General features: G+C 63.4%; 16 protein-coding genes. 5 read left to right on the forward strand and 11 right to left on the reverse strand.

Annotation, left to right across the window (positions count from 1 at the left end; genetic code table 11):
• The first annotated feature begins 52 nt into the window (after positions 1-52).
• A complete protein-coding gene (locus ACQ4W4_RS14330; RefSeq protein ID WP_436542566.1) occupies positions 53-871 on the forward strand; it encodes a GyrI-like domain-containing protein in 819 nt (272 codons plus the stop codon).
• Positions 868-2331, forward strand: a complete 1464-nt coding sequence (locus tag ACQ4W4_RS14335; RefSeq protein WP_436542567.1) for a nitrilase-related carbon-nitrogen hydrolase — start codon at positions 868-870, stop codon at positions 2329-2331. The genes ACQ4W4_RS14330 and ACQ4W4_RS14335 overlap by 4 nt, the downstream gene beginning before the upstream one ends.
• A 194-nt stretch (positions 2332-2525) precedes the next feature.
• Here the strand turns inward: ACQ4W4_RS14335 and ACQ4W4_RS14340 are convergent, their stop codons facing one another.
• Positions 2526-3266, reverse strand: a complete 741-nt coding sequence (locus tag ACQ4W4_RS14340; RefSeq protein WP_034759852.1) for a GntR family transcriptional regulator — start codon at positions 3264-3266, stop codon at positions 2526-2528.
• Positions 3267-3653: 387 nt separating this feature from the next.
• Between ACQ4W4_RS14340 and ACQ4W4_RS14345 the strand changes: the two genes are divergently transcribed.
• From ACQ4W4_RS14345 to ACQ4W4_RS14355, 3 genes are all read left to right on the forward strand, one after another.
• On the forward strand, positions 3654-6314 hold the full coding sequence (locus ACQ4W4_RS14345; protein ID WP_436542568.1) for a TonB-dependent receptor: 2661 nt from the start codon (positions 3654-3656) through the stop codon (positions 6312-6314).
• A gap of 177 nt (positions 6315-6491) precedes the next feature.
• Positions 6492-9206 carry a TonB-dependent receptor gene (locus tag ACQ4W4_RS14350; RefSeq protein WP_436542569.1) on the forward strand — a complete coding sequence of 905 codons (2715 nt, stop codon included), beginning with the start codon at positions 6492-6494 and terminating at the stop codon, positions 9204-9206.
• Between the two features lie 63 nt (positions 9207-9269).
• Complete coding sequence (locus ACQ4W4_RS14355; RefSeq protein WP_436542570.1) at positions 9270-10391, forward strand: acyltransferase family protein; 1122 nt, start codon at positions 9270-9272, stop codon at positions 10389-10391.
• On the opposite strand, the gene ACQ4W4_RS14360 is transcribed toward ACQ4W4_RS14355, so the two are convergent.
• From ACQ4W4_RS14360 to ACQ4W4_RS14405, 10 genes are all read right to left on the reverse strand, one after another.
• Positions 10388-11584, reverse strand: a complete 1197-nt coding sequence (locus ACQ4W4_RS14360) for a DUF5009 domain-containing protein (RefSeq protein WP_436542571.1) — start codon at positions 11582-11584, stop codon at positions 10388-10390. The two genes, ACQ4W4_RS14355 and ACQ4W4_RS14360, sit on opposite strands and share 4 nt — an antisense overlap.
• A gap of 80 nt (positions 11585-11664) precedes the next feature.
• The gene (locus ACQ4W4_RS14365) at positions 11665-12981 is read right to left on the reverse strand and encodes a tetratricopeptide repeat protein (RefSeq protein ID WP_436542572.1); all 1317 of its coding nucleotides are present in this window, start codon (positions 12979-12981) and stop codon (positions 11665-11667) included.
• A 160-nt stretch (positions 12982-13141) separates the two neighbouring features.
• Positions 13142-14275, reverse strand: coding sequence for an ABC transporter ATP-binding protein (locus ACQ4W4_RS14370; RefSeq protein ID WP_436542573.1), 1134 nt, complete (start codon positions 14273-14275; stop codon positions 13142-13144).
• A gap of 14 nt (positions 14276-14289) precedes the next feature.
• On the reverse strand, positions 14290-15612 hold the full coding sequence (locus ACQ4W4_RS14375) for an MFS transporter (RefSeq protein WP_436542574.1): 1323 nt from the start codon (positions 15610-15612) through the stop codon (positions 14290-14292).
• A 26-nt stretch (positions 15613-15638) separates the two neighbouring features.
• Complete coding sequence (locus ACQ4W4_RS14380; RefSeq protein WP_436542575.1) at positions 15639-16475, reverse strand: carbohydrate ABC transporter permease; 837 nt, start codon at positions 16473-16475, stop codon at positions 15639-15641.
• 2 nt (positions 16476-16477) lie between these two features.
• Positions 16478-17350: a carbohydrate ABC transporter permease gene (locus ACQ4W4_RS14385; RefSeq protein ID WP_436542576.1), complete on the reverse strand. Its 873-nt coding sequence runs from the start codon at positions 17348-17350 to the stop codon at positions 16478-16480.
• Positions 17351-17354: 4 nt separating this feature from the next.
• The gene (locus ACQ4W4_RS14390; protein ID WP_436542577.1) at positions 17355-18614 is read right to left on the reverse strand and encodes an ABC transporter substrate-binding protein; all 1260 of its coding nucleotides are present in this window, start codon (positions 18612-18614) and stop codon (positions 17355-17357) included.
• A 130-nt stretch (positions 18615-18744) separates the two neighbouring features.
• Positions 18745-19758, reverse strand: coding sequence for an SIS domain-containing protein (locus ACQ4W4_RS14395; protein ID WP_436542578.1), 1014 nt, complete (start codon positions 19756-19758; stop codon positions 18745-18747).
• Entirely contained in the window at positions 19748-20860 is a 1113-nt protein-coding gene (gene nagA, locus ACQ4W4_RS14400; protein WP_436542579.1) for an N-acetylglucosamine-6-phosphate deacetylase, read from the reverse strand. The genes ACQ4W4_RS14395 and nagA overlap by 11 nt, the downstream gene beginning before the upstream one ends.
• Positions 20857-21591 (reverse strand): GntR family transcriptional regulator, encoded by a 735-nt coding sequence (locus tag ACQ4W4_RS14405; RefSeq protein WP_052140116.1) that lies wholly within the window; start codon positions 21589-21591, stop codon positions 20857-20859. Before ACQ4W4_RS14405 ends, nagA begins: the two co-directional genes overlap by 4 nt.

Here is a 21591-nt window from a genome sequence, read left to right on the forward strand (position 1 = left end):
TCCTCTTGCTCCGAAAATGCTACAGTCGCTGCTCGTTCAACGGGAAGCGTTCATGCACTATCTGGCCAAGGCACTCTGGTATATCGAATCGCATTATGCGGAGAATCTCTCGCTCGGCGATATCGCCCACGTGGGCGGCGCCTCGCCGTGTCATTTGACGCGCGCGTTCGGCCTGGCCACGGGCCACTCCGTGATGCGCTATGTGCGGGCGCGCCGGCTCAGCGAGGCGGCCCGCGCACTGGCACAGGGCGCGCAAGACATCCTCGCCGTCGCGCTGCAGGCCGGCTACAGCTCCCATGAAGCATTTACGCGGGCCTTCCGCGACCAGTTCCATGTCACGCCGGAAAAGGTGCGGGCCCAGCGCCACGTCGCCAACCTCGCGCTGGTGGAGGCCATCAGACTGGATGTGGCGCCTGGCGTGGCCCTGGAAGCGCCCCGTTTCGAGCAAGGCCCCGCCTTGCTGCTGGCGGGCCTCGTGGAACGGTATCGCGCGGAAACGTCTGCCGGCATCCCCGCCCTGTGGCAGCGCTTCCTGCCCCATGCGGCGCCCGGCCAGGTGCTGTATGGCGTGTGCTGCAAGAATGACGACGCGGGCAATTTCGATTACCTGTGCGCCATGCCGGTGAGCGACTTTTCCCAGGCTCCCGAGGGCTGGACGCGGCTGCGCATCGCGCCGCGGCGCTATGCCGTGTTTCACCACCGCGGGCACATTTCCACCATCCGCGCTACCTGGCGCACGGTGTGGAACCAGTGGCTGCCCCAATCGGGGCTGGAAGTGGCCGACGCGCCCGACTTTGAACGCTACGACCGGCAATTCGATCCCGCCAGCGGCGTCGGCGGCGTGGAAATCTGGCTCCCCTTGAAAGCATGAGCATGCTCCATACCTTGTCTGCGCCGGCCCTGTTCGCCGGCACCACCGCGCTGCGCCAGCGCCTGTCGCAAATCGCCGCCGCGCTGGCGGCGGGGCTGCCCCTGTACTGGGTGCTGGGGCCGCAGCCGCTGGGCTGGCTGGCCTGGTGCGCGCCGTTGCCCATGCTGTGGCTGGCCCTGCGCTCGTCGCGCCGCGATGCTGCCTGGATGACCTTGCTGGCCGCCGTGCTGGGCCTGTCCTCCAACGTCGCGTATTTCCGCCTGCTCATGCCCTTGCCGGCCGTGCTGGCGGTGATCACCGTCAAGGCACTGCTGTGGCTGCTGGTGGTGCTGGCCACGCGGCGTCTCGTCCTGCGCTACCGCTCCGGCTGGACGGTGCTGGCGTATCCCGTGCTGTGGGTGGCCATCGATACCTTGATGGCGGCCTTGCTGCCGGACGGTAACTGGGGCAGCCTTGCGTATTCGCAAGCCGATAACCTTGCCGTGCTGCAGGTGGCGGCCCTGGCGGGCGTGCCTGGCCTGCTGTTTGTGCTGTGCCTGGCGCCGTCCGCGCTGGCCTTGCTGCTGGCCGGCGGACGCGCGTATGCGCCAGCGGCGGGCGCGACCGTGTTGTTGCTGGCGGTCGCGTTCGCCGCTGGCGCCTGGCGCGTGCAGGGCGCACCAGGACCAGGCGGGCCGCTGGCGGGGCTCGTGGCCATCGACGATTTCATCGGCCCGGCCACGCCGCCGGCGCGCGCGCAAGCCGTCTGGGATCAGTATGCGCGCCACGTCGAAGCACTGGCCGGGCAGGGCGCCAGGCTGGTGCTGTTGCCGGAAAAGATAGCCGTGCTGTCGCCCGCGCAGGCGTACGCCGTGCGGCAGCGTTTCCAGGCGCTGGCGCGCGGCACGGGCGCGTGGATTACCCTGGGTATCGGCGTGCAGGACGCCGCCGGCCGGCGCAACCTGGCCTGGCAGTTCGCGCCCGACGGCGCCGCGCCCATCAGCTATCAAAAACACCATCTGGCGCCGCCCGAGCGCGATTTTCTTGCCGGCGGCGCGTATGCCGTGCAGCCGGTGGCGGGGCAGGCCATGGGCCTGGCCATCTGCAAGGACATGCATTTCGCGCCCCTGGGGCACGCGTATGGCGCGGCCAGGGCGCAAACGATGCTGGTGCCGGCCTGGGATTTCCAGCTGGACGCCTGGATGGGCGCGCGCATGACGGTGGTGCGCGGCGTGGAAAACGGCTATGCGGTGTTGCGCGCGGCGCGCGAGGGCGTGCTGACGGTCAGCGATGCATATGGGCGGGTGCTGGCGGAGCGGGCCAGCAGTGCCATGCCGGGCAGCACCTTGCTGGCACCGCTGCCGGCGCACGCGTCCGTCTCCACCTGGGCGGGATGGCTGGGGCCGCTGTTCGGCTGGCTATGCGTGGCGCTGGGCCTGATTTTGCTATGCGCGGGACGCCGCGCCGCGCCCTTTGTCTGATGCGAAATATCAGGTTTTGCTGCAATGCGCAAAACCGCATGGCGCGGCCTGCCTTTATATTCTGCGCATGGCTGCCACATAATCGCCGCCGATGATTGCACCATGACCGTGCATATATAGCCGCGATGCCGGCATAGATATTGCACTGCAATAAGTGGTGTTATCTGGTATTGGTGAAATGGGGCCAGCTGGTATTAATTGGTACTTAATTCAGCCACGAAGTCATACATATCGCCGCGGAAGTAGGAGCGGCAAAATTCCACGGCGCGGCCATCGCGCAAAAAGCCCAGCCTTTCCACCGACAAGCCCGCGTCGCCTTCCTCCGCCTGCAACAGGCTGGCCTGTTCTCCTGTCAATAAAAGCGCGCTAAGGCGCTGCAAGGCGCGCACGGGCCGGTTGCCCGCCTGTTCCAGCGCGTCATACATCGATACGTCGACGGCGTCGAGCGCCGGCAGGCAGCTGGCGACGATGGTCGCGTATTCCAGGCACATCGGCACCTCGTCCGCATAGCGGATGCGGTGGAAACGGTACACGGGCGCGCCCGGCGACAGCCGCAGGCGCAAGGCCTCTTCCGGCGTGACGGTGCCCTCTGCGCGCTTGAGCCAGACGCTGCGCGGCGTGCGTCCGCGCGCCCGCATGTCCTCGGAAAACGAGGTCAGCTTGGCGAAGTTTTTCTCGATGCGCGTATTGATGAAATTGCCCGAGCCGGGGCGGCGCACCAGCAAGCCCTCGTTGACGAGGCCATCGATGGCCTTGCGCACGGTGATGCGCGAGACGGCCAGGTCGCTGGCCAGCTGACGCTCGGCCGGCAGGGCTTCGTCGGGGCCGAGGATGCGTTTGTCGATCGCTTCGCGCAGCGCGCGCTGCAGTTGCTGGTACAGGGGCAGGCTACTCGTCTGCCCCAGGCCTTGCATGATGTGAGCCAGGGTTGTCATACGCTGAAGGTCTCCGTTACGGCGCGTTGCAGACGCGCTCTGTATCTGTTTTGTGTCGCTGGATAATACCAAAAAAGGCCGTTATAAAACCAATTTGAACTGTCAGGCCGGCAATTTGTGTCAGTCCTCGCTGGTATTTTGCCCGCTCATACGGGCTACAAATTGATTTAGCTGAAGTGGTCTGTGTGATTCAAACAACGTTATAAAAAAAAAGTTGCAACTGGTAGTGTTCTGGTATTGGATAGTAGTATATTGGCGTTGAATTGGTTTTGTAAGTGGTTGTGCCGAAGGGTCTGCAGCATGCCGCAAGAGTAGGCGGGCTGGAAAGAAGACCTACGTTAAAAATGAAAAGGTTCCAATCCTGGAGCCTAAATCAAGGGGGAGTACATGAAACGCAATTTGACACCTGCAGCTGCCGTCGTGAAATCCGGCTCGCGTAGCCGTACGCCGATCGCTACGGCCGTTGCCGTGATGGTCGCCGGTATGGCCTTTTCGGCGCAGGCGCAGGAAGCACCCGCCGACGACGTGTCCACCGTAGTGACGGTTACCGGCGTGCGTGCCTCGCTGGAAAAGTCGCTGAAGCAAAAACGTAACGCGGATTCCGTGGTGGAAGTGGTGACGGCCGAAGATATCGGCAAGATGCCAGACCGTAACGTGGCTGACGCGATCCAGCGCCTGCCAGGTGTGAATACCCAATCGTCGGCCGGTGGTGAAGGCGGCTTCGGCGAAAACGACCGCGTCAGCCTGCGCGGCACCAGCCCCAGCTTGCAGCAAACCCTGTTCAATGGCCACGCCATCAGCACGGGCGACTGGTTCGTGCTGAACCAGTTCGGCGGCAACGTGGGCCGCAGCAGCAGTTTTTCCTTGCTGCCATCCGAGTTGGTGAGCTCGGTAGTGGTGAAAAAGAGCGCCACCGCCGATCTGGTGGAAGGCGGCGTGTCCGGTGCGATCGACGTGATCACCCGCCGTCCCCTGGAATTCAAGAACAAGCTTACCGCCGAAGGCTCGATTCAGGCCAATTACAATGACCTGTCGGAGAAAACCCAGCCGCAATTCTCCGGTATGGTGAACTGGAAAAACGACGACAATACCTTGGGCATCATGGTGCAGGGTTTCTCGCAAAAGTCGGAAGTGCGTCGCGATGGGCAGGAGATCCTCGGTTACACGGCGATTGCCGCCGACAAGGCTGCTGCCAAGGCACATCCTGACTTGGTGGGTGTCCTGGCTCCTACCTTCATCGGCGCGAGTTTCTTCCAGCAAAAGAAAACCCGCGAAGGCGGTGCGTTTGACGTCGAATTCAAGCCGAACAAGGATCTGACGCTGGATTTGAATGGCTTCTATTCGCAGCTGAAGGCGCCGCATTCGAACACCAACCATCTGGCCGCGCCAAGTGGCTCGATTAATGCGGGGATGGTGCCGACGTCCTACACGGTGCGCAATAATACGCTCGTGGCGGCGAACTTCACGAAGAATGCTGGCGAAGTCGATAATATTTATCGCCCGGACGCCGGTGGCGAAACCTATTATCTCGATTTCAACTTCAAATACCGCGCCAGCAAGGACCTGACCTTCACAGGCAAGCTGGGCAAGACCCACGGCGTGGGCTACGACCGTGATGATGTCTACTACCAGAACAAGGTCGATGGCGGCATGAACTACGCGCTCAATGGCATGAGTCCGGCTACCGTCGCCTACCCAGGCGGCACGACCACCGCACCATTGGGCACGGCATGGATCGGTGGCGGGGAATCGCAGTCGGTCGATAAGGAACTGTATACCCAGATCGATGGCGAATTGCGCCTGTCAAGCGGCATCTGGGATTCCATCAAGTTTGGTGCACGCTTCACTGACCATAAACGCACCGCCGAGCATCCATTTGAAACGGGTCCCGGCGCGACAGGTTTGGACAGTGCGGGCCCAATCTGGAACGGCACGCTGTATCCCGGTAATTTCGCTTCCAACCTGGGCGGCAATTTGCCTACCAATTATTTCCGCTATGACGGCGATGCCTTGGCAAAATGGGCGGCAATCCCCGGCAACCGCAATCCGGACCGCGTAGCACGCCACAACTGGCGCGATGAATTCAAGCTGCAGGAAAAGACCCAGGCAGTCTACGGTATGGCCAATCTGGCGGGCGACAACTGGAGCGGTAACTTCGGCGTGCGCGCGGTCCATACCAAGCAATCCACGACGGTCAATTCCAGTGGCGGCCCGATCACCGGTTCCGCTTTCGGTGCGTACTCGCAGAATACCTATGATCGCAGCTATAACGACTTCCTGCCTAGCGCCAACATCAAGTTTGATGTCAACCGCGATCTCGTGGTGCGCGCGGCATTGGCCAAAACCATTGCGCGTCCTGACTATAGCGCATTGGGCGGCGCCGTTTCGCTGAATGAGGATTCCCTGAGTGGCACCAAGGGCAACATTAACCTCAATCCTGTGCGTTCGAACAATGCGGAAGTCAGTGCCGAGTGGTATTTCGCGCCAAAATCGGCGGTCTCGGCCGGTATCTTCTACATGGATTTGAATTCGATCGTGGCGCAACGTAACATCAACGCCACCTATTTCAATACCAAGGTCGGTGCTGACAGGGTGTTCCAGGTGACCGAGTCCTACAACACCAAGGGCAAGAACAAGGGTGTCGAGCTGAGCTATCAGCAACCGGTATTCGGTGATTTTGGCGTACTGGCCAACTACACCTACGCCGACGGCAAGTTGAACGATGGCAGCGAATTGCTGAATGCATCGAAAAACACCTATAACCTGACCGCTTTCTACGAAGCACACGGTTTTAGCGCACGCCTGGCTTACAACTATCGTTCGGCCTACAAGGCGGGCGTGGACCGTGGCGCCAGCCAGCACGTCGACGACAGCAGCACCCTGGCCGGTTCGCTCAACTACAAGATCAATGAGCACTTCACGATCACGTTTGATGCGCTGAACCTGACCAATGAAACCATCAAGATGTACGCGGAAAACAAGGATCAGCCACGCGCTTTCTATAGCAATGGCCGTACCTTCTACCTGGGCCTGCGCGGCAAACTGTAAGCACGACGATCAGGCCTGATGCGCCCGCGTCAGGCCCGGTCTTCCTCGGTCTTTTCAAGGCAAGTTCCTGTTTCAGGGGCTTGCCTTTTTTTTCGGCGCCATGGCAGGGCGCCTGCCGTCTGTACTCATATAAAACCGTTCCACCGTCCGGTGGGCATACCTATAATCGAGGAGTCTATGAACAGCCGTTTGCATCCCGTATTGCACCCCATCGCCGCCGCCACCGCCCTGCTGTCCATGAGCATGGCGGCCCAGGCGCAGCAGGCCCAGTCCGCCGCTCCGCCGATGCAGGAAGTGGTCGTGACCGGCATCCGCGCCTCGCTGGAGCAGTCGCTGAGCCAGAAGCGCAACAGCGATTCCGTGATCGACGTCGTCAGCGCGGAAGACATCGGCAAGCTGCCCGACAAGAACGTGGCCGACGCCGTGCAGCGCGTGCCGGGCGTGAATATTTCCTCGTCGGCCGGCGGCGAGGGCGGTTTTTCGGAAAATGACCGGGTCAGCATCCGCGGCACCAGCCCCAGCCTGACGCAAACCCTGATCAATGGCCACGCCGTGGGCACGGGCGACTGGTTCGTCACGGACCAGGTGGGCACGGTGGGGCGCAGCGTCAGCTTTGCCTTGCTGCCATCGGAAATCGTCAGCCGCGTCACCGTGCAAAAGAGCGCGCAGGCGGACCTGGTGGAAGGGGGCGTGGCCGGCTCCATCAATATCGAGACGCGCAAGCCGCTCAGTTTCAAGCAACCGTTTACGGCCGAGCTGGCCGTGCAGGCGATCTATGCGGACTTGCCGGGCAAGACCGATCCGCAAATGAATGCCTTGTTCAACTGGAAGAACGAAGCGAAGACCATGGGCGTGCTGTTTCAGGTCTTTTCCGAAAAACGCCACGAACGCCGCGACGGCCAGGAATTCTTCGGCTATGGCGCCATCGACGCCAACAGCCCGGCTGCGCAAAAGTATCCGCAACTGGCCGGCGTGCTGGCGCCGCTGGGCATCAACTCGGCCCTGTTCGAGCAGGTGCGCAAGCGCCAGGGCGGCAGCATCGACCTGCAATTCAAGCCGACCTCCGATTTGATGCTGGACGTCAACGGCTTTTATTCGAAACTGGATGCGGCCAATTACAACCGCAGCTTTTATAACCAGCCGGGCGCCAACCTGAATGCCGTCGACAATGACGGCAAGCACGTGGGCGTGATTCCCGGGACGTTCACCGTCAAGAACAACACCCTGGTGGCGGCGGATTTTCCCGCCTCACAATTTCCAACCGCCAACGCCACCACGCCGTACAACGGCCAGCTGTATCCAGCCCTGGTCGACCAGATCTACCGTCCCGGCTCGAACTCCTCGACCGCGTATGTGGACTTCAACGGCAGCTACCGCGCCAGCGAGCGCCTGCGCATCACGGGCAGCCTGGGCTACACGCGCGGCATCGGCGAGACGCCAGTCGACCTGGGCTATGAGGCAGGCTTGACGGGTGTGGGCGTGTCGTACCAGCTGAACGGCCTGTCGCCGGCCAGGCTGAATTTCCCCGGTCTCGACATTTCCAGTTTTTCCAACGTGGTCACGGCATCGGCCTGGGGTTCGCATGTGGAAACCCTGGACACGGAAAAATACGCCCAGGCCGATGGCGAGCTGAGCATGGATTACGGCGTGCTGGAATCGCTGAAATTCGGCGCGCGTTACGCGGAACACCACCGCAACGTGGCCTGGCCGGAAAACCGCAGCTGCGCCGTGTGCGACGGCACGACGAATGCGCCCTTGCCGAAGTGGAATGGCGGCACCTATCCCGGCGACTACGGCAAGGGGCTGGGCGGCAATGCGCAGGGCCGCTACTGGCAGCTCGATCCGGCCGACCTGGTGACCTGGGCCAACAAGTACGACAATTCGGGCGGGCCGAATTCGCGCAACTGGCCGGCCGAGCTGGACGTGAAGGAAAAGGATAGCGCGGCCTACATCATGGCCAACCTGGCAGGCAACAAGTGGCGCGGCAATGTGGGCGTGCGCGTGGTGCGCACGCAGCAGACGACGGTGACGAATGTGCCGGGCGGCGAGAAACCTATCGGCCAGGAAAATATCTTCGGCACTTACACGCCCACCATCGTCAAGCACAGCTATACGGACGTGCTGCCGAGCGCGAATATCAAGTTTGACCTGAGCAAGGACCTGGTGGCCCGCGCGGCCGTGGCGAAAACCATGGCGCGCGCCGACTACAGCGCACTGGTGGGCGCCGTCAACCTGAACGACCAGTTGCTGACGGGCACTGGCGGTAATCCGGATTTGAAACCGATACGCTCGACCAATTACGACGCCACCCTGGAATGGTATTTCGCGCCGAAAGCCATGCTGTCCGTGGGCGCGTTCTACATGGACATGAAATCGTATGTGACGTTCGGCACGGCGCCCGTGAGCTACTACAATAATACCTTCAAGAAATTCAACACCTATGTGATCCAGTCGCCGACGAATATCGGCGCCAGGAACAAGGGTGTGGAACTCAGCTACCAGCAGGGCTTGTGGGGCGGTTTCGGCGTGGTGGGCAATTACACCTATACGAATGGCAAGGCCGACGATGGCGCGGCCGTGGTCGGCAGCTCGCGCGGCACCTACAACCTGGAAGGCTATTACGAGGATGAGCGCCTGAGCGCGCGCCTGGCGTATACCTACCGCTCCAGCTTCCTGGCCGGCCTGTTCAGCAGCTCGCCCCAGTATGTGCATGGCGTGGGCAATCTGGCCGCGTCGCTCAACTACAAGATTAACGAGCGCTATTCGTTGACCTTCGATGTGCTGAACCTGAATAATCCGGTACTCAAGTATTACGGCGCCAACCAGGACCAGCCGACGGCCCTGTATTCGAACGGCCGCCAGTATTATTTTGGCCTGCGGGCCAAGCTGTAGAGTATTTTTTCCGGCCCCTTGCCATAAGCGGGGGCCGGCTTCTATCTTTTGGAACTGTTTGACATGACTATTGCACCTCAGCGCTACCTCGCCCTCGACGTCCTGCGCGGCCTGACCGTCGCCCTGATGATCGTCGTCAATACGCCGGGCGACTGGAGCAGCGTGTATGCGCCTTTCCTGCATGCCGAATGGCATGGATTTACCCTGACGGATCTGGTCTTTCCCAGTTTTTTGTTTGTTGTCGGCAATGCGCTGGCCTTTGCGCTGGGGAAATATGAGCACCTGGGCCATGGCGCTGTGCTGACCAAGCTGTGCAAGCGCAGCGCGCTGATCTTTTTACTGGGCTTTCTGCTGTACTGGTTCCCCTTCTTCAAGATCGACGACGCGGGCCAGTTCGCCTGGTCGCCGCTGTCGCACACGCGCATTCCCGGCGTGTTGCAGCGCATCGCCGTGTGCTACCTGGCCGCCGTCCTGATCCTGCATTACTGGGAGACGCGGGGCGCGCTGGTCTTCAGCGCCTGCGCCTTGCTCGGCTACTGGGCCATCCTGACATGCTTTGGCGACTACAGTCTGCACGGCAACGCGCCGGCCAAACTCGATTTGTTCCTGTTGGGCGACAGCCATTTGTACCACGGCGAAGGCGTCGCCTTCGATCCGGAAGGCGTGCTCGGCACCTTGCCGGCCATCGTCAATGTGATTGCGGGCTACCTGGCAGGCAGCTTTGTGCGCCAGGCGGCGCCGGTGCGGCTGCGTGCCAGCCTGCTTCGGCTGGCCGTGGCCGGCGTCATGTGCGTGGCCGTGGCCCTGTGCTGGAATGCAGTGTTCCCGATTAACAAGAAGCTGTGGACCAGCTCTTACGCGATGCTCGGCATCGGCCTGGACTTGCTGCTGCTGGCGCTGCTGATGTTCGTCATCGACGTGCGCAAGATCACGGGCTGGACCTACTTCTTTGAAGTCTTCGGCAAGAACACCCTGTTCATCTACCTGGTGTCGGAAGTGCTGGTGATCATCGCGTTTACCGTGCGCATCGGCGGCGGCAACCTGTACCAGTGGCTGTACCAGCAGTGGTTTACGGGCTGGGCGCCGGCGCGCGTGGGTTCGCTGCTGTTTGCCGTCGGCTTCATGCTGCTGTGCTGGCTGATCGCCTACGCCATGGACAAGCGCAAGATTTATATCAAAGTCTAGAACTTCAGTTTCAGCCCGTACCGCGTGGCCAGGGCGGTGAACAGCAGCATCAGGGCGGTGACGGCGGCGGCATTCCACAGGCCGGCCGCGCCGCCCGTTGCCAGATACGGCCACCAGAAGGGCGGCAGGTGCAGCACGGCCGCCAGCTGCTGCCACAGGTCGGGCACGATGTAGGCGAACAGGGCATTGGTGCCGGCCGGCAAGAGCATTAACGCCCAGGCGCGCCAGCGCCACACGTCGATGACGATGTAAAACATCAGGAACAGAGCCAGGATGAGGGCGCTGCACACGAGCGTGTAGGATTCCGTCGCCGCGATCTTGTTAATGTGGTGATACGGCCGCAGCAGCAGGCCGGCCGCGAACATGCCCAGCGCGAACCACGCCATGAAGCGGATGCGCTGTCCATGGCTCAGGGCGGCGCCGCGCAGGAACAACTGGCCCACCAGGGTGCCGGCCAGCACATTGGCCGCCGTCGAACCGAGCACCTGCGGCACGTTGACGATGGCGTTCACGCCTGCCGGCAGGAAATCGAGGCTGCCGGCCGTGCCGCCCATGTACAGCACGAGCAGCAGGGCAAACATGCCCATCAGGGCCGTGCCGCTGCCCCCGCATGCCAGGTACAGCAGGCTGCACAGCAGGTAGGACCAGCCTATCATGCCGAGGATGCCCCACCACGACGGTTGCAGCCAGGCACTGGAAAACTCGGTGTTCAGTTCCCCGCGAAACGTCGCCAGCAGGAACAGCATCAGCGCGCCGCCCACGGCCAGTTCCAGCTTGCCCGCGTCCTGGCGCCACAGCAGGATCATGGCCACGTAAAACAGCAGGAAGTAGATGGCGTGCGGCAGCGGCGCCGCCTGCGCATCGTAGCGGTAGGCGTTCGCCAGTACCACGCCGGCCAGCATCAGGCTGGCGGAGCGCCACAGCAATCGTCCCAGCAGGGCGGGCGTGACGTGGCCGCAATGGCGCTGCAAGGCCAGCGGTATGGCCATGCCGACCATGAACAGGAAGCCGGGAAAGACCAGGTCGGGCAGGGTGATGCCATCGGCGCGGGGCCCCGCGTGTTCGAGCCAGTGGGGGATGGCTGGCATGCCGGCCAGGTAGTTGACCCAGATCATGACGACGATCACGCAGCCGCGGAACGCGTCCAGGCTGGTCAATCGGTCGGCGGCGGTGGCGACAGTGGCTGGCGGCATGGAAGGAGGGCAAAGGTCGAAAAAAAAGCAGCCCCGGCGTGAACCGGGAACTGCCTTGCGCATGCTGGCGCGAGCGGGAATTACTGTGCCGCTGCTGCCGGTGCCGCCGTTGCCGTGGCAGGACGGTTCAGCCACAGGATCCAGTAGCGGGCCAGATCGCCCACGCCGTCGCCGCCCTTGACGGTTTCCAGGACCTTGATGGCGTCATCTTTCTTGCCGGCCATGGCGTAGGAATAACCGAGGCGCAGCTTGGCGTCTTCTGGACGCTTCAGGCCGCCCTTGGCGATGCCTTTCTGGATCAGGTCGATACCTTTGTCGAACTGGTCCATCGTCACGAAGGCGTAGCCGAGGTTGATCAAGCCCGTGCCATCCTTGCTCTTCATGGCCGACGCTTCGCCGCTGGCGATGTTTTTCGCATCGTCGGCGGCAGCCTTGTTGGCCTGGTCGCGCAGTTTCTTGTGCTTGGCGGCATTCGCGCCCGTGCCCAGCACGCCTTTGGCAAAGCCCGCGTCGAGCACTTTTTTCGCTTCCGTCGGGAAGGCATTCTGCAAGGCGATTTCAGCCATGTCGCTGTAATCTTGCGGCGGCATGGTGCCCACGGCCTTGAATTGCAGGCGCAGCACGTCGAGCGCGAAGCGGTCGGAATAGCCGGCCTTGCCTTGCGTGCGGCTCAGCAAATCGCTCCAGTAGTCATCCGACGGGTAGTAGCGCACCAGGTTTTCCATGGCGACCAGGTAGGTGGCCGGGTCCTTGCTTTTCGACCCCGTATTGGCCAGCAACTGCAGTTCTTCGATGGTCGGCGTCTTGCCCGCTTGCTGCTTGGCCGTCAGGTCTGCCATCAGTTCCTGTTTCGCGCGCGCGAAATCATTGCTGAAGTAGTAGGCGCGGATGATGTACGGGCGCATGGTGGTCACGTCGCCTGTTTCCGTTTGGTAACGGGTGAACCACTTGATGGCGTTCGGGTAATCCTTGGCGTTGTAGTGGTAATTGGCCAGCGCCTGGATGAAGTCGCCCTGGGCTTTCTTGTCCAGCTTGCCCGATTCGATGACCGCTTCCAGTGCCGTCATGGCCATCGGCGCATTGTTGGTGGTCGACGCCAGCGCCACGCGCAGGCGGTTCAGCACGAACGTTTCATACGGCGTCAGAGCGGGAATGGCGGCAGCCTGGTCGATGCGGCTTTGCACGTCGGCGTAGTTTTTCGCATCCATCGACGCCTTCACGGCGACCGGATCGAGCAGCTTGAACACTTCAGGGCGCACCGTATCAGCCGGCGCGGCGGCAGGCGCACCGGCAGCGGCAGCCGGCTTGGCATCCTGCGCGTGCGACAGGGCTGGCAGGACATTGAGGCCGATGGCGGCCAGGAGCAGGCTAAGACGGGCAAGACGGAATTGGGACATGGGTTATCCTTCAATCAATAACAAAAATACGCTCCGGTACTGGCAGCCGCAACAGTGTGCGGCGGCATTTGCCGGAGGCAGGGAATCTTAAAAAAACACGTATTCTGCCATCCTGACCGCACAAGTCAAAGGGCGGCAGCATGGTAAACAACGGCTATTGTCACATAAACGGCTGGGCTGGAGCGCCAAACGTGCGCGCCAGGGCTTGCCCTTTGGCATCGAACAGCAGGCAGCGCTGCGGCGGCAGATGCAGGCGCAGGGCGTCGCCCGCCTGGCGCAAGCCCTCCTCGGCCGGCAACTTGACGGCCAGCATCTCGGTCACGCCCCGCATGCCGGCGTAAACGATGGCCACGTCGCCCAGGTATTCGACATGGCTGACGGTGGCGTCGACGACGTTGCCGCCCGCCGTTTCCCCGTGCTGCAGGCTGACATGCTCGGCGCGCACGCCCAGGGTCAGCGGGTCGCCCGGCGCCACGCTCGCGCCCTGCGCTTCGACGTCGATCACGGCGCCGCCGGGCAGGCGCACGGCCACCGAGCCGGGGCTTGCCGCGGCAGCCTCGCAAGCGATGAAGTTCATCCTTGGCGCGCCGAGGAAGCCGGCCACGAACAGGTTGCCGGGATTGTTGTACAGCGCGTGCGGGCTGCCCACCTGCTCGATGCGCCCGCCGTTGAAGACGACGATGCGCTCGCCCAGGGTCATCGCCTCGACCTGGTCGTGTGTGACGTAGATCATGGTCGTCTTGAGTTCCTGGTGCAGGCGCGAAATCTCCACGCGCATCTGCACGCGCAGCGAGGCGTCGAGGTTTGACAGCGGTTCGTCGAACAGGAACACCTGTGGCTTGCGCACGATGGCGCGGCCGATGGCCACGCGCTGGCGCTGGCCGCCGGACAGGTCTTTCGGCTTGCGTTGCAACAGTGGCGTGATCTGCAGGATGTCGGCCGCGCGCTCGACGGCGGCGCGCACCTCGGCCTTTTTATGTCCGGCGAGGGAGAGGGCGAAGGCCATGTTCTCGTACACTGTCATGTGCGGATACAGGGCGTAGCTCTGGAAGACCATGGCCAGGCCCCGTTCGGCCGGCGCGATATCGTTGGCCAGCTTGCCGCCGATATGCAGCTCGCCGTCCGTGATGTCTTCCAGGCCCGCGATCATGCGCAGCAGGGTCGATTTGCCGCAGCCGGACGGCCCCACGAAGACGACGAATTCGCCGTCGCGGATATCGAGGTCGATGCCGTGGATGACCGGGTGCTTGTCGTCGTACAGCTTGACGATATTCTTTAAAACGATGTGTGCCATGGGTTGTGCGATTCCTAGCTGGCGCTGGCCGGCGCGGACGTGGCGCCGGCGTCAGCCTGGTCGGAGGGGGCCTTTGGTCCGATGCGCATGAAGCGCGACAGGATCAATACGGGCACGGCCGACACCAGCACCCACAGGAAAAAGGTCTTGTAGCCGAGCGCCGTCTGGATGTCGCCGCTGATCATCTTGAACAGCACGAAGCCCAGCTGCATCACGCCGGTGGCGAACGCATAGTGGGCCGTCTGGTACTTGCCGACGGAGACCACCTGCATCATGAACAGGATCAGGCCGACGAAGCCGAAGCCATAGCCGAACATCTCCACGCTGAGCGCGGCCGTGATCAGGGTCAGGTCGGTCGGCATGCTGTGGCTCAGGTAGTAAAACACCAGGTTCGGCAAGTTCATGGCCAGGATCAGGAAGAACATGGCGCGCTTCAGACCCAGCCACGATGTGAAGTAGCCGCCGCCGATGCTGCCCAGAAGGAAGGCGACGGTGCCGGCCGTGCCGTACACGGCGCCCACTTCCGTCGTCGACAGGCCCAGGCCGCCCAGTTCGCGCGCTTCGCGCAGGAACAGCGGGCCGATGGTCTGCACTTGCGCCTCGCCCGCGCGGAACAGGATGATGAAGGCGATCATGCCCCAGATGCCGGGTTTTTTCAGGAAGTCCACCAGCACGTCCCACAGCGTGCGGCTGATGCCGGCCACGCTCTTGTCGGCGACGGCCGCATTGCGCACCTGCGGCAGCGCCCACAGGTGGTAGGCGGCCAGCGACAGCATCATGGCGCCGATGATCAGGAAGATCACCGACCAGGCGGGCTGGATGCCGATTTTTTTCTCCAGGTAGCCGGCCAGGATCACCAGGCCGCCCAGCGAGATGAATTTGCCGGCGTTGAAGAAGGCGCCTTGCCAGCCTGCGTAGGCCGCCTGCTGCTTGTCCGACAGGCTGGCGATATACAGGCCGTCGCAGACGATGTCGTGCGTGGACGAGGCCAGCGCGGCGACGAACAGCACGGCGATGCAGGCGGCGAACCACAGCGGCGTTTGCAGCGCCAGCGCGATCAGGCCCAGGCTCAGGCCACCGGCGAACTGGAACAGCACCACCATGGTCTTCTTGCTCGACGCCAGTTCCAGGAAGGGGCTCCATAGCGACTTGAAGACCCAGGCAAAGCCGATCAGGCCCGTCCAGCGGGCGATCTGGTCGTTCGGCACGCCCATGCTCTTGAACATCAGGCCGGCCACCAGGGCCACCGCGTAGAACGGCAAGCCCTGGGCGAAGTACAAGGTGGGCACCCAGGTGATCGGGCTGCGTTTGCTGGTGCTGATGCGCTGGTCGTGCATGGAGGCTTCCTTATCGAGAGACGTTTTCATTTGACTGCGCCGTCCATGCCGCGCATGAAGAAGCGTTGGGTAAACAGGAAGGCGAGCAGGGTCGGCACGATGGTGATCAGGGTGCCGGCCGCGATCACGCGCGTGCTGCTGCCGAAGGTGCCGCGCAAGTACAGCACGCCCACCGACAGGGGGAATTCATCGGGCTTGCTCATGACGATGGAAGGCCAGATGTATTCATTCCACGATTCGACGGCCGTCAGGATGCCGACGGTGGCCAGCCATGGCGTAATCAGCGGCAGCATGATGCGGCTGAAGATCACCCACTCGGACGCGCCATCGACACGCGCCGCGTCGATCAGGTCTTGCGGCACTTCCTCGAACGCCTGCTTGAGCAGCAGGATGGCCACCGCCGTCACCACGTTGGGCAGGATCACGCCCGTGTAGGTGTCGACCAGGCTCATTTGCGTGATGGTGATGAAGTTGACGAGGAAGTTGACCTCGGACGGCAGCACCAGGGTGGCCAGGATCAGGCCGAACACGAGTTTGCGGCCACGGAATTTCAGGCGCGCCAGCGGATACGCGGCCAGTGCACACAGCAGCAGTTTCCAGAACACGGTCAACACGGCGATCAGCACCGAGTTCTTGAAGAACGACCAGATCGGGATGGCCTGGAACACTGCAATGAAGTTGTCGAAGGACGGCGCCTTCGGCCAGAAGGTGGGCGGGAAGGCGAAGATATTGCCTTGCGTGGAAATGGCCGTCACCAGGGTCCACCAGAACGGGAAGACGCAGACGACGGCGATCGCGCACAGCACGGCGTAGTGGCCCAGTATGGGCAGGCGCGTTTTCAGGGGGCGGGAGCGGCTTGTCATGGTCAGCGGTGCTTCGGTTTCAGATAGCGCAGGCAGAGCAGCGCGATGCCGATGCAGAACAGCGAGACGACGAAGCTGGCCGCCAGCGCGCGCGGCAGCTTCAGGTGCTTGAGACCCTGGTCGTAGGCGTAGTACAGCGCCGTGAAGGTGGAATTCATCGGCCCGCCCTGCGTCAGCACGTCGACTTCCTGGTACGCCTTCAGGGCCGCCAGCACGGACAGGATGGAGCACAGCATGATGGTGGGGCGCAGCATCGGCACGGTGATCTTCCAGAAGCGCTGCCAGCGGTTGGCGCCATCGAGCATGGCCGCTTCCTGCATGTCCGACGGGATAGCTTGCAGCGCCGCCAGATACATCACCATGTACCAGCCCAGGCCGCGCCACAGGGTGACGAACATCACGGCAAACAGGGCCAGGCTGTCGTTCGTCAGCCAGCCCACAGGCGCGTTCACGAGTTGCAGGGTCATCATCACGTAGTTCAGCGCGCCCTGTTCATGGAACATGAAGCCCCACATGATGCCGACGACGGAGACGGTGGTCACGACGGGCACGTAGAAGGCGGCGCGGAACAAACGGATGCCGGGCAGGCGGTTGTTCACCAGCACGGCCAGGGTGATGGCGCCCACCTGCACGAAAGGCACCATCAGCAAAAACATCAGCGAATTCTTCAGGCCCGAGACGAACATCTCGTTGTTGAAAATGTAGCGGAAGTTGTCGAGGCCGACGAAGCGCGTCTCGCGTATCAGGCTGTAGTCGGTAAACGCCAGCACGGAGCCGTAGCCGACGGGCCAGAAGGAAAAGGCGGCCAGCAGCAGCAGGGCGGGGGCGAGGAACAGCCAGGCTTGCACGGTATGGCGGTGGGCGAGTTTCATCATGTCCTCAGTGGCGCGGCAGGGTGGCCAGCTTGCGGTTCCAGATGGCGACGGCCTGGTCCAGCGCCTGTTTCACGTCCTGCTTGCCCGTCACGCCCGCCTCGACGGCTTTTACCAGCGAGCGGCGCAATTCGTCGTAGTCGTCGATGCCGGCTACGTACAGCGTGCGCGAGTGGCCCATCGACAGGGCGCCTGCGGCCACGGCCTTTTCGGCCGCGCCCGCGTTGCGCGGCGTGGACAGGAAGAACGGGTCGGCCGCCGCCTTGATCGTGGTGGGGAAGACGCTGGCCTGGCGCGCGAACGCCAGCTGGTTTTCATCGTTCGTCAGGAAGCGCGCGAACTTGCCGACTGAGGGCAGCTGGCGCGGCGGTATGCCTTTCGGGATGGCGAAGTGCACGAGCCAGCCGCCGTCGGCGATGCCGGTGGGGCCCAGCGGCGCGGGAGCCACGTCGGTGATGGCGTAGATGTCCTGCGCGTCGCCGCGGATGCGCTGCATGGCCGTCGGCGGCGCCAGCAGCATGCCCAGGCGGCCGCCCTTGTAGGCGTCGATGACGGCCGGGAAGTTATCTTCGGCGAACAGGCTTTCCTTCAGCAGACCGCCGAGCTTGTAGGTGTCGGCCAGCTTCTGCACCAGCGCCACGTGCTGCGGCGAATTGAAGACGGCGCGGTTGTCCGCGATGACGGCCAGGCCCTGCTGCATGAACAGGCCGTCGATTTTCGACAGCGCGGGAGCGATGCCGGCCTTGCCCGTGCGTTGCGCGATCTGGCGCGCGAACGCCAGCTGTTCATCGAGGCTGGCGGGGCCGCGCGTGAGGCCCGCCTGTTTGAAGATAGCGGTATTGAAGGCGATCACCGCGACATTGCTGTACATGGGGAAACCGTAGGTGCGGCCCTTGAAGCGCAAGTCGTCCAGGGCGCTGGGAATGTAGCTGGCGCGCGTTTCCTGGATCAGGCCATCGACGGGTGTGAGCAAGCCGTCGCGCGCAAATTCGTCGGCCCAGGGCACGTTCAGGCTCACCAGCGCGGGCGGCGTGCCGGCCACGATGCGCGTGACCAGCTTGGTCTGGATGACGTCCCACGGGAAGTCGATCCATTCGATCCTGACGTCGGGATTCTGCGCCTCATAGCGCGCCACCACCGCATTGAAATACGGCGTGAACTTGGGCTTCATGCTGAAGGTCCAGAATTCGATTTTCTCGGCAGCCCATGCCTGTGGCGCGAGCAGGCCCGCGCAGGCAACAACCGCCAACAGTCTCTTGATCGTCATTTTTATCCTGGAGCGCGGGGCTCCAATGTCCATGAGTCCGCGGCGCGGGTACATGCCCTTGCCGTCGCTTATATTCGTGCTGCTGACGGCAGCCGCGTCCCGTGCCGGGGACGAAGCTGCCGGGGAGTACCTAGTTTGTTTTTGTTACCTTGCTCAGGTGACGCGGCGCATCCGGGTCCATGCCGCGCGCGGCCGACAGTTTTGCCGCCATCACGTAGAAGGACTGGATGGCGACGATCGGGTCGAGGTCCGGCGTGGCCGCCACGGGCAGGGTCAGGTCGCGTTCGGCCACGTCGGCGGGCGCCGCCAGCAAGACCTTGGCGCCGCGGCCGCGCATCTCGGTTGCCAGCTGCAGCAGGCCGGCCTGGGTCGGGCCGCGCGTGGCGAAAATGAGCAGCGGGTAGCCGTCTTCGATCAGGGCCATCGGACCGTGCTTGATTTCGGCGCCGCTGAAGGCTTCCGCCTGCAGGGCCGAGGTTTCCTTGAATTTCAAGGCCGACTCCAGCGCCACGGGGAAGCTGATGCCGCGTCCCACGACCATGATGTTGCGCGCCGGGGCCAGCACGTCGATCGCCGGCGACCAGTCGGCGCGGGCCGCTTCGAGCAGTGCCTCGGGCAGCGCTTCCAGGCCCGCCTGCAGTTCGGGGGCGTTCTGCCACTGGGCCACCATGCGCGCGCCGGCGACCAGGCTGGTGATGAAGCTTTTCGTCGCGGCGACGCTTTGCTCCTTGCCGGCGCGCAGGGGCATGGCCCATTCGGCGGCGTGCGCCAGCGGCGAATCGATGTCATTGACGAGGGCCACGGTGGTGGCGCCGCCGTCGCGGAAGTAGCGGATCGGTTCGACCACGTCCGGGCTCTGGCCCGATTGCGAGATCGAGATGGCCAGCGTGTCGCGCGTCACCAGCGGCGATTTGTTCAGGGTTACCAGCGACATCGGCAAGGATGCGACGACACGGCCCAGGCGCGCCATGATCAGGTAGGCGACATAGTTGCAGGCGTGGTCGGAGCTGCCGCGCGCGATGGTCAGCGCGGTCGAGAACGAGGTGCTCCTCAATTTGCGGCCCAGTTCCGCGTAGCGTTCCGTGTCGCTGGCCAGTTGCAGGGCGACGCATTCGGCGGCGGAAACGGCTTCTTTAAGCATCATTGAGGTCACAGATTTCTCCTTCTATATACACAGCTTTGAGTTTGAGATCGCGATCGAGTACCACCAGATCGGCGTAAGTGCCGGGGGCCAGCCGGCCGCGTTCTTCCAGGCCCAGGTAATCGGCGGCGTTGGTCGACACGCGCTTGGACGCGTCGGCCAGGTCCAGTCCCAGTCCCACCAGGTTGCGCAGCGCCTGGTCCAGGGTCAGGGTGCTGCCCGCCAGCGTGCCGTCGGGCAGGCGCACGCCGCCCATGCATTTCTGCACGGCGTGGCGGCCCAGCATGTATTCGCCGTCCGGCATGCCGGTGGCGGCGGTCGAATCGGTGACGCAGTACAGGCGCGGGATGGCGCGCAGGGCCACCTTGATGGCGCCCGGATGCACGTGCAGCAGGTCGGGGATCAGTTCCGCATATTCGGCGTGCGCCAGGGCGGCGCCGACCATGCCCGGCTCGCGGTGATGCAGGCCGCTCATGGCGTTGAACAAATGCGTAAAACCCATGGCGCCGTGTTCCAGCGCGGCCACGCCGTCTTCATAGGAGCCGAGCGTGTGGCCGATCTGCACGCGCACGCCGGCGTCGGCCAGGGCGCGCACCAGTTCCAGGTGGCCGGCGATTTCCGGCGCCACGGTGATGACGCGCAGCTTGGCCAGGGTTTGCAGGCGCTCGATTTCGGCCAGCGTGGCGGCGCGCGCGTAGTTCGGCTGCGCCCCGAGCTTGCCGGAATTGATGTACGGGCCTTCCAGGTGGGCGCCCAGCACGCGCGCCGTGTTCGGGCGGCGGTTGTTGGCGGCGATGCCGATGGCCGTCAAGGCCATGTCGATGTCTTCCGGCGGCGCCGTCATGGTGGTGGCCAGCAGGCTGGTGGTGCCGTGGCGCGCGTGGATGGCCGCGATGGTGTAGACGGCCTCGCCGCCTTCCATGATGTCCTTGCCGGCGCCGCCATGCACGTGCAGGTCGATGAAGCCGGGCAGAATATAGTCGTCGTTGTTGGCCGACGGGTGGACGGAATCACCGGTGATGCTGTCGACTTTTTCGCCGAAGGCGATGGCGCCGTGGATCCAGCCGCCGGGGGTAAGGATATTGCCTTTGATAGTGCTGCTCATCTGCGCGACTCCGCTACGAATTCATAATAATCACTGCGGCAATACGAGTGGGTCAGTTCCACCGCTGCGCCGTTGTCGAGATAACTGACACGGGTGATGTGCAGCATGGCTTCACCCGTCTTGATATTGGCCAGCTTGGCCTGTTCCGCCGTGGCGTTGACGGCGCGGATATGCTGCAGCGCGCGCATCGGGATGGTGCCGCGCGACTCCAGGTAGCCGTACAGCGAGTCCGTCACCTGCTGCGGGTCCGGCATGTACAGCGCGGGGATGGTGGTTGTCTCGATCGCCATCACCACTTCGTCGGCCGTGCGCAGGCGGCGCAGGCGCGCCACCGGCATGTGCGGCGACAGTCCCAGCGACAGCAGTTCCAGCGGCGCGGCCGAGCCGATGTCGCGCTGCAGCCAGCGCGAGCCGGCCGTAAACCCCCGCTGGCGCAATTCTTCCGAAAAGCTTGTCAGGCGCGACAGCGGTTGCTCCAGCTTGGGCGTGATGTAGGTGCCCGAGCCGCGCTTGCGCGTCAGCATGCCCCGGTCGCACAGCATGTCGATGGCCTTGCGCGCCGTGACGCGCGAAATCTCGAGGATATCCGACAACACGCGCTCGGAAGGCAAGGCCTGGTTGGCGCGCCAGTCGCCGCTGGCGATGCCGTCCGACAGCATGTTCGCCAGCTGCATGTAGAGCGGCGTGTCGCTGGCGGGATTCGGTTTGAAGGCGGACAGTTTGGCCAGCAT

This window comes from Janthinobacterium glycogeni (genome assembly GCF_051380725.1).
Lineage (GTDB): Bacteria > Pseudomonadota > Gammaproteobacteria > Burkholderiales > Burkholderiaceae_D > Janthinobacterium.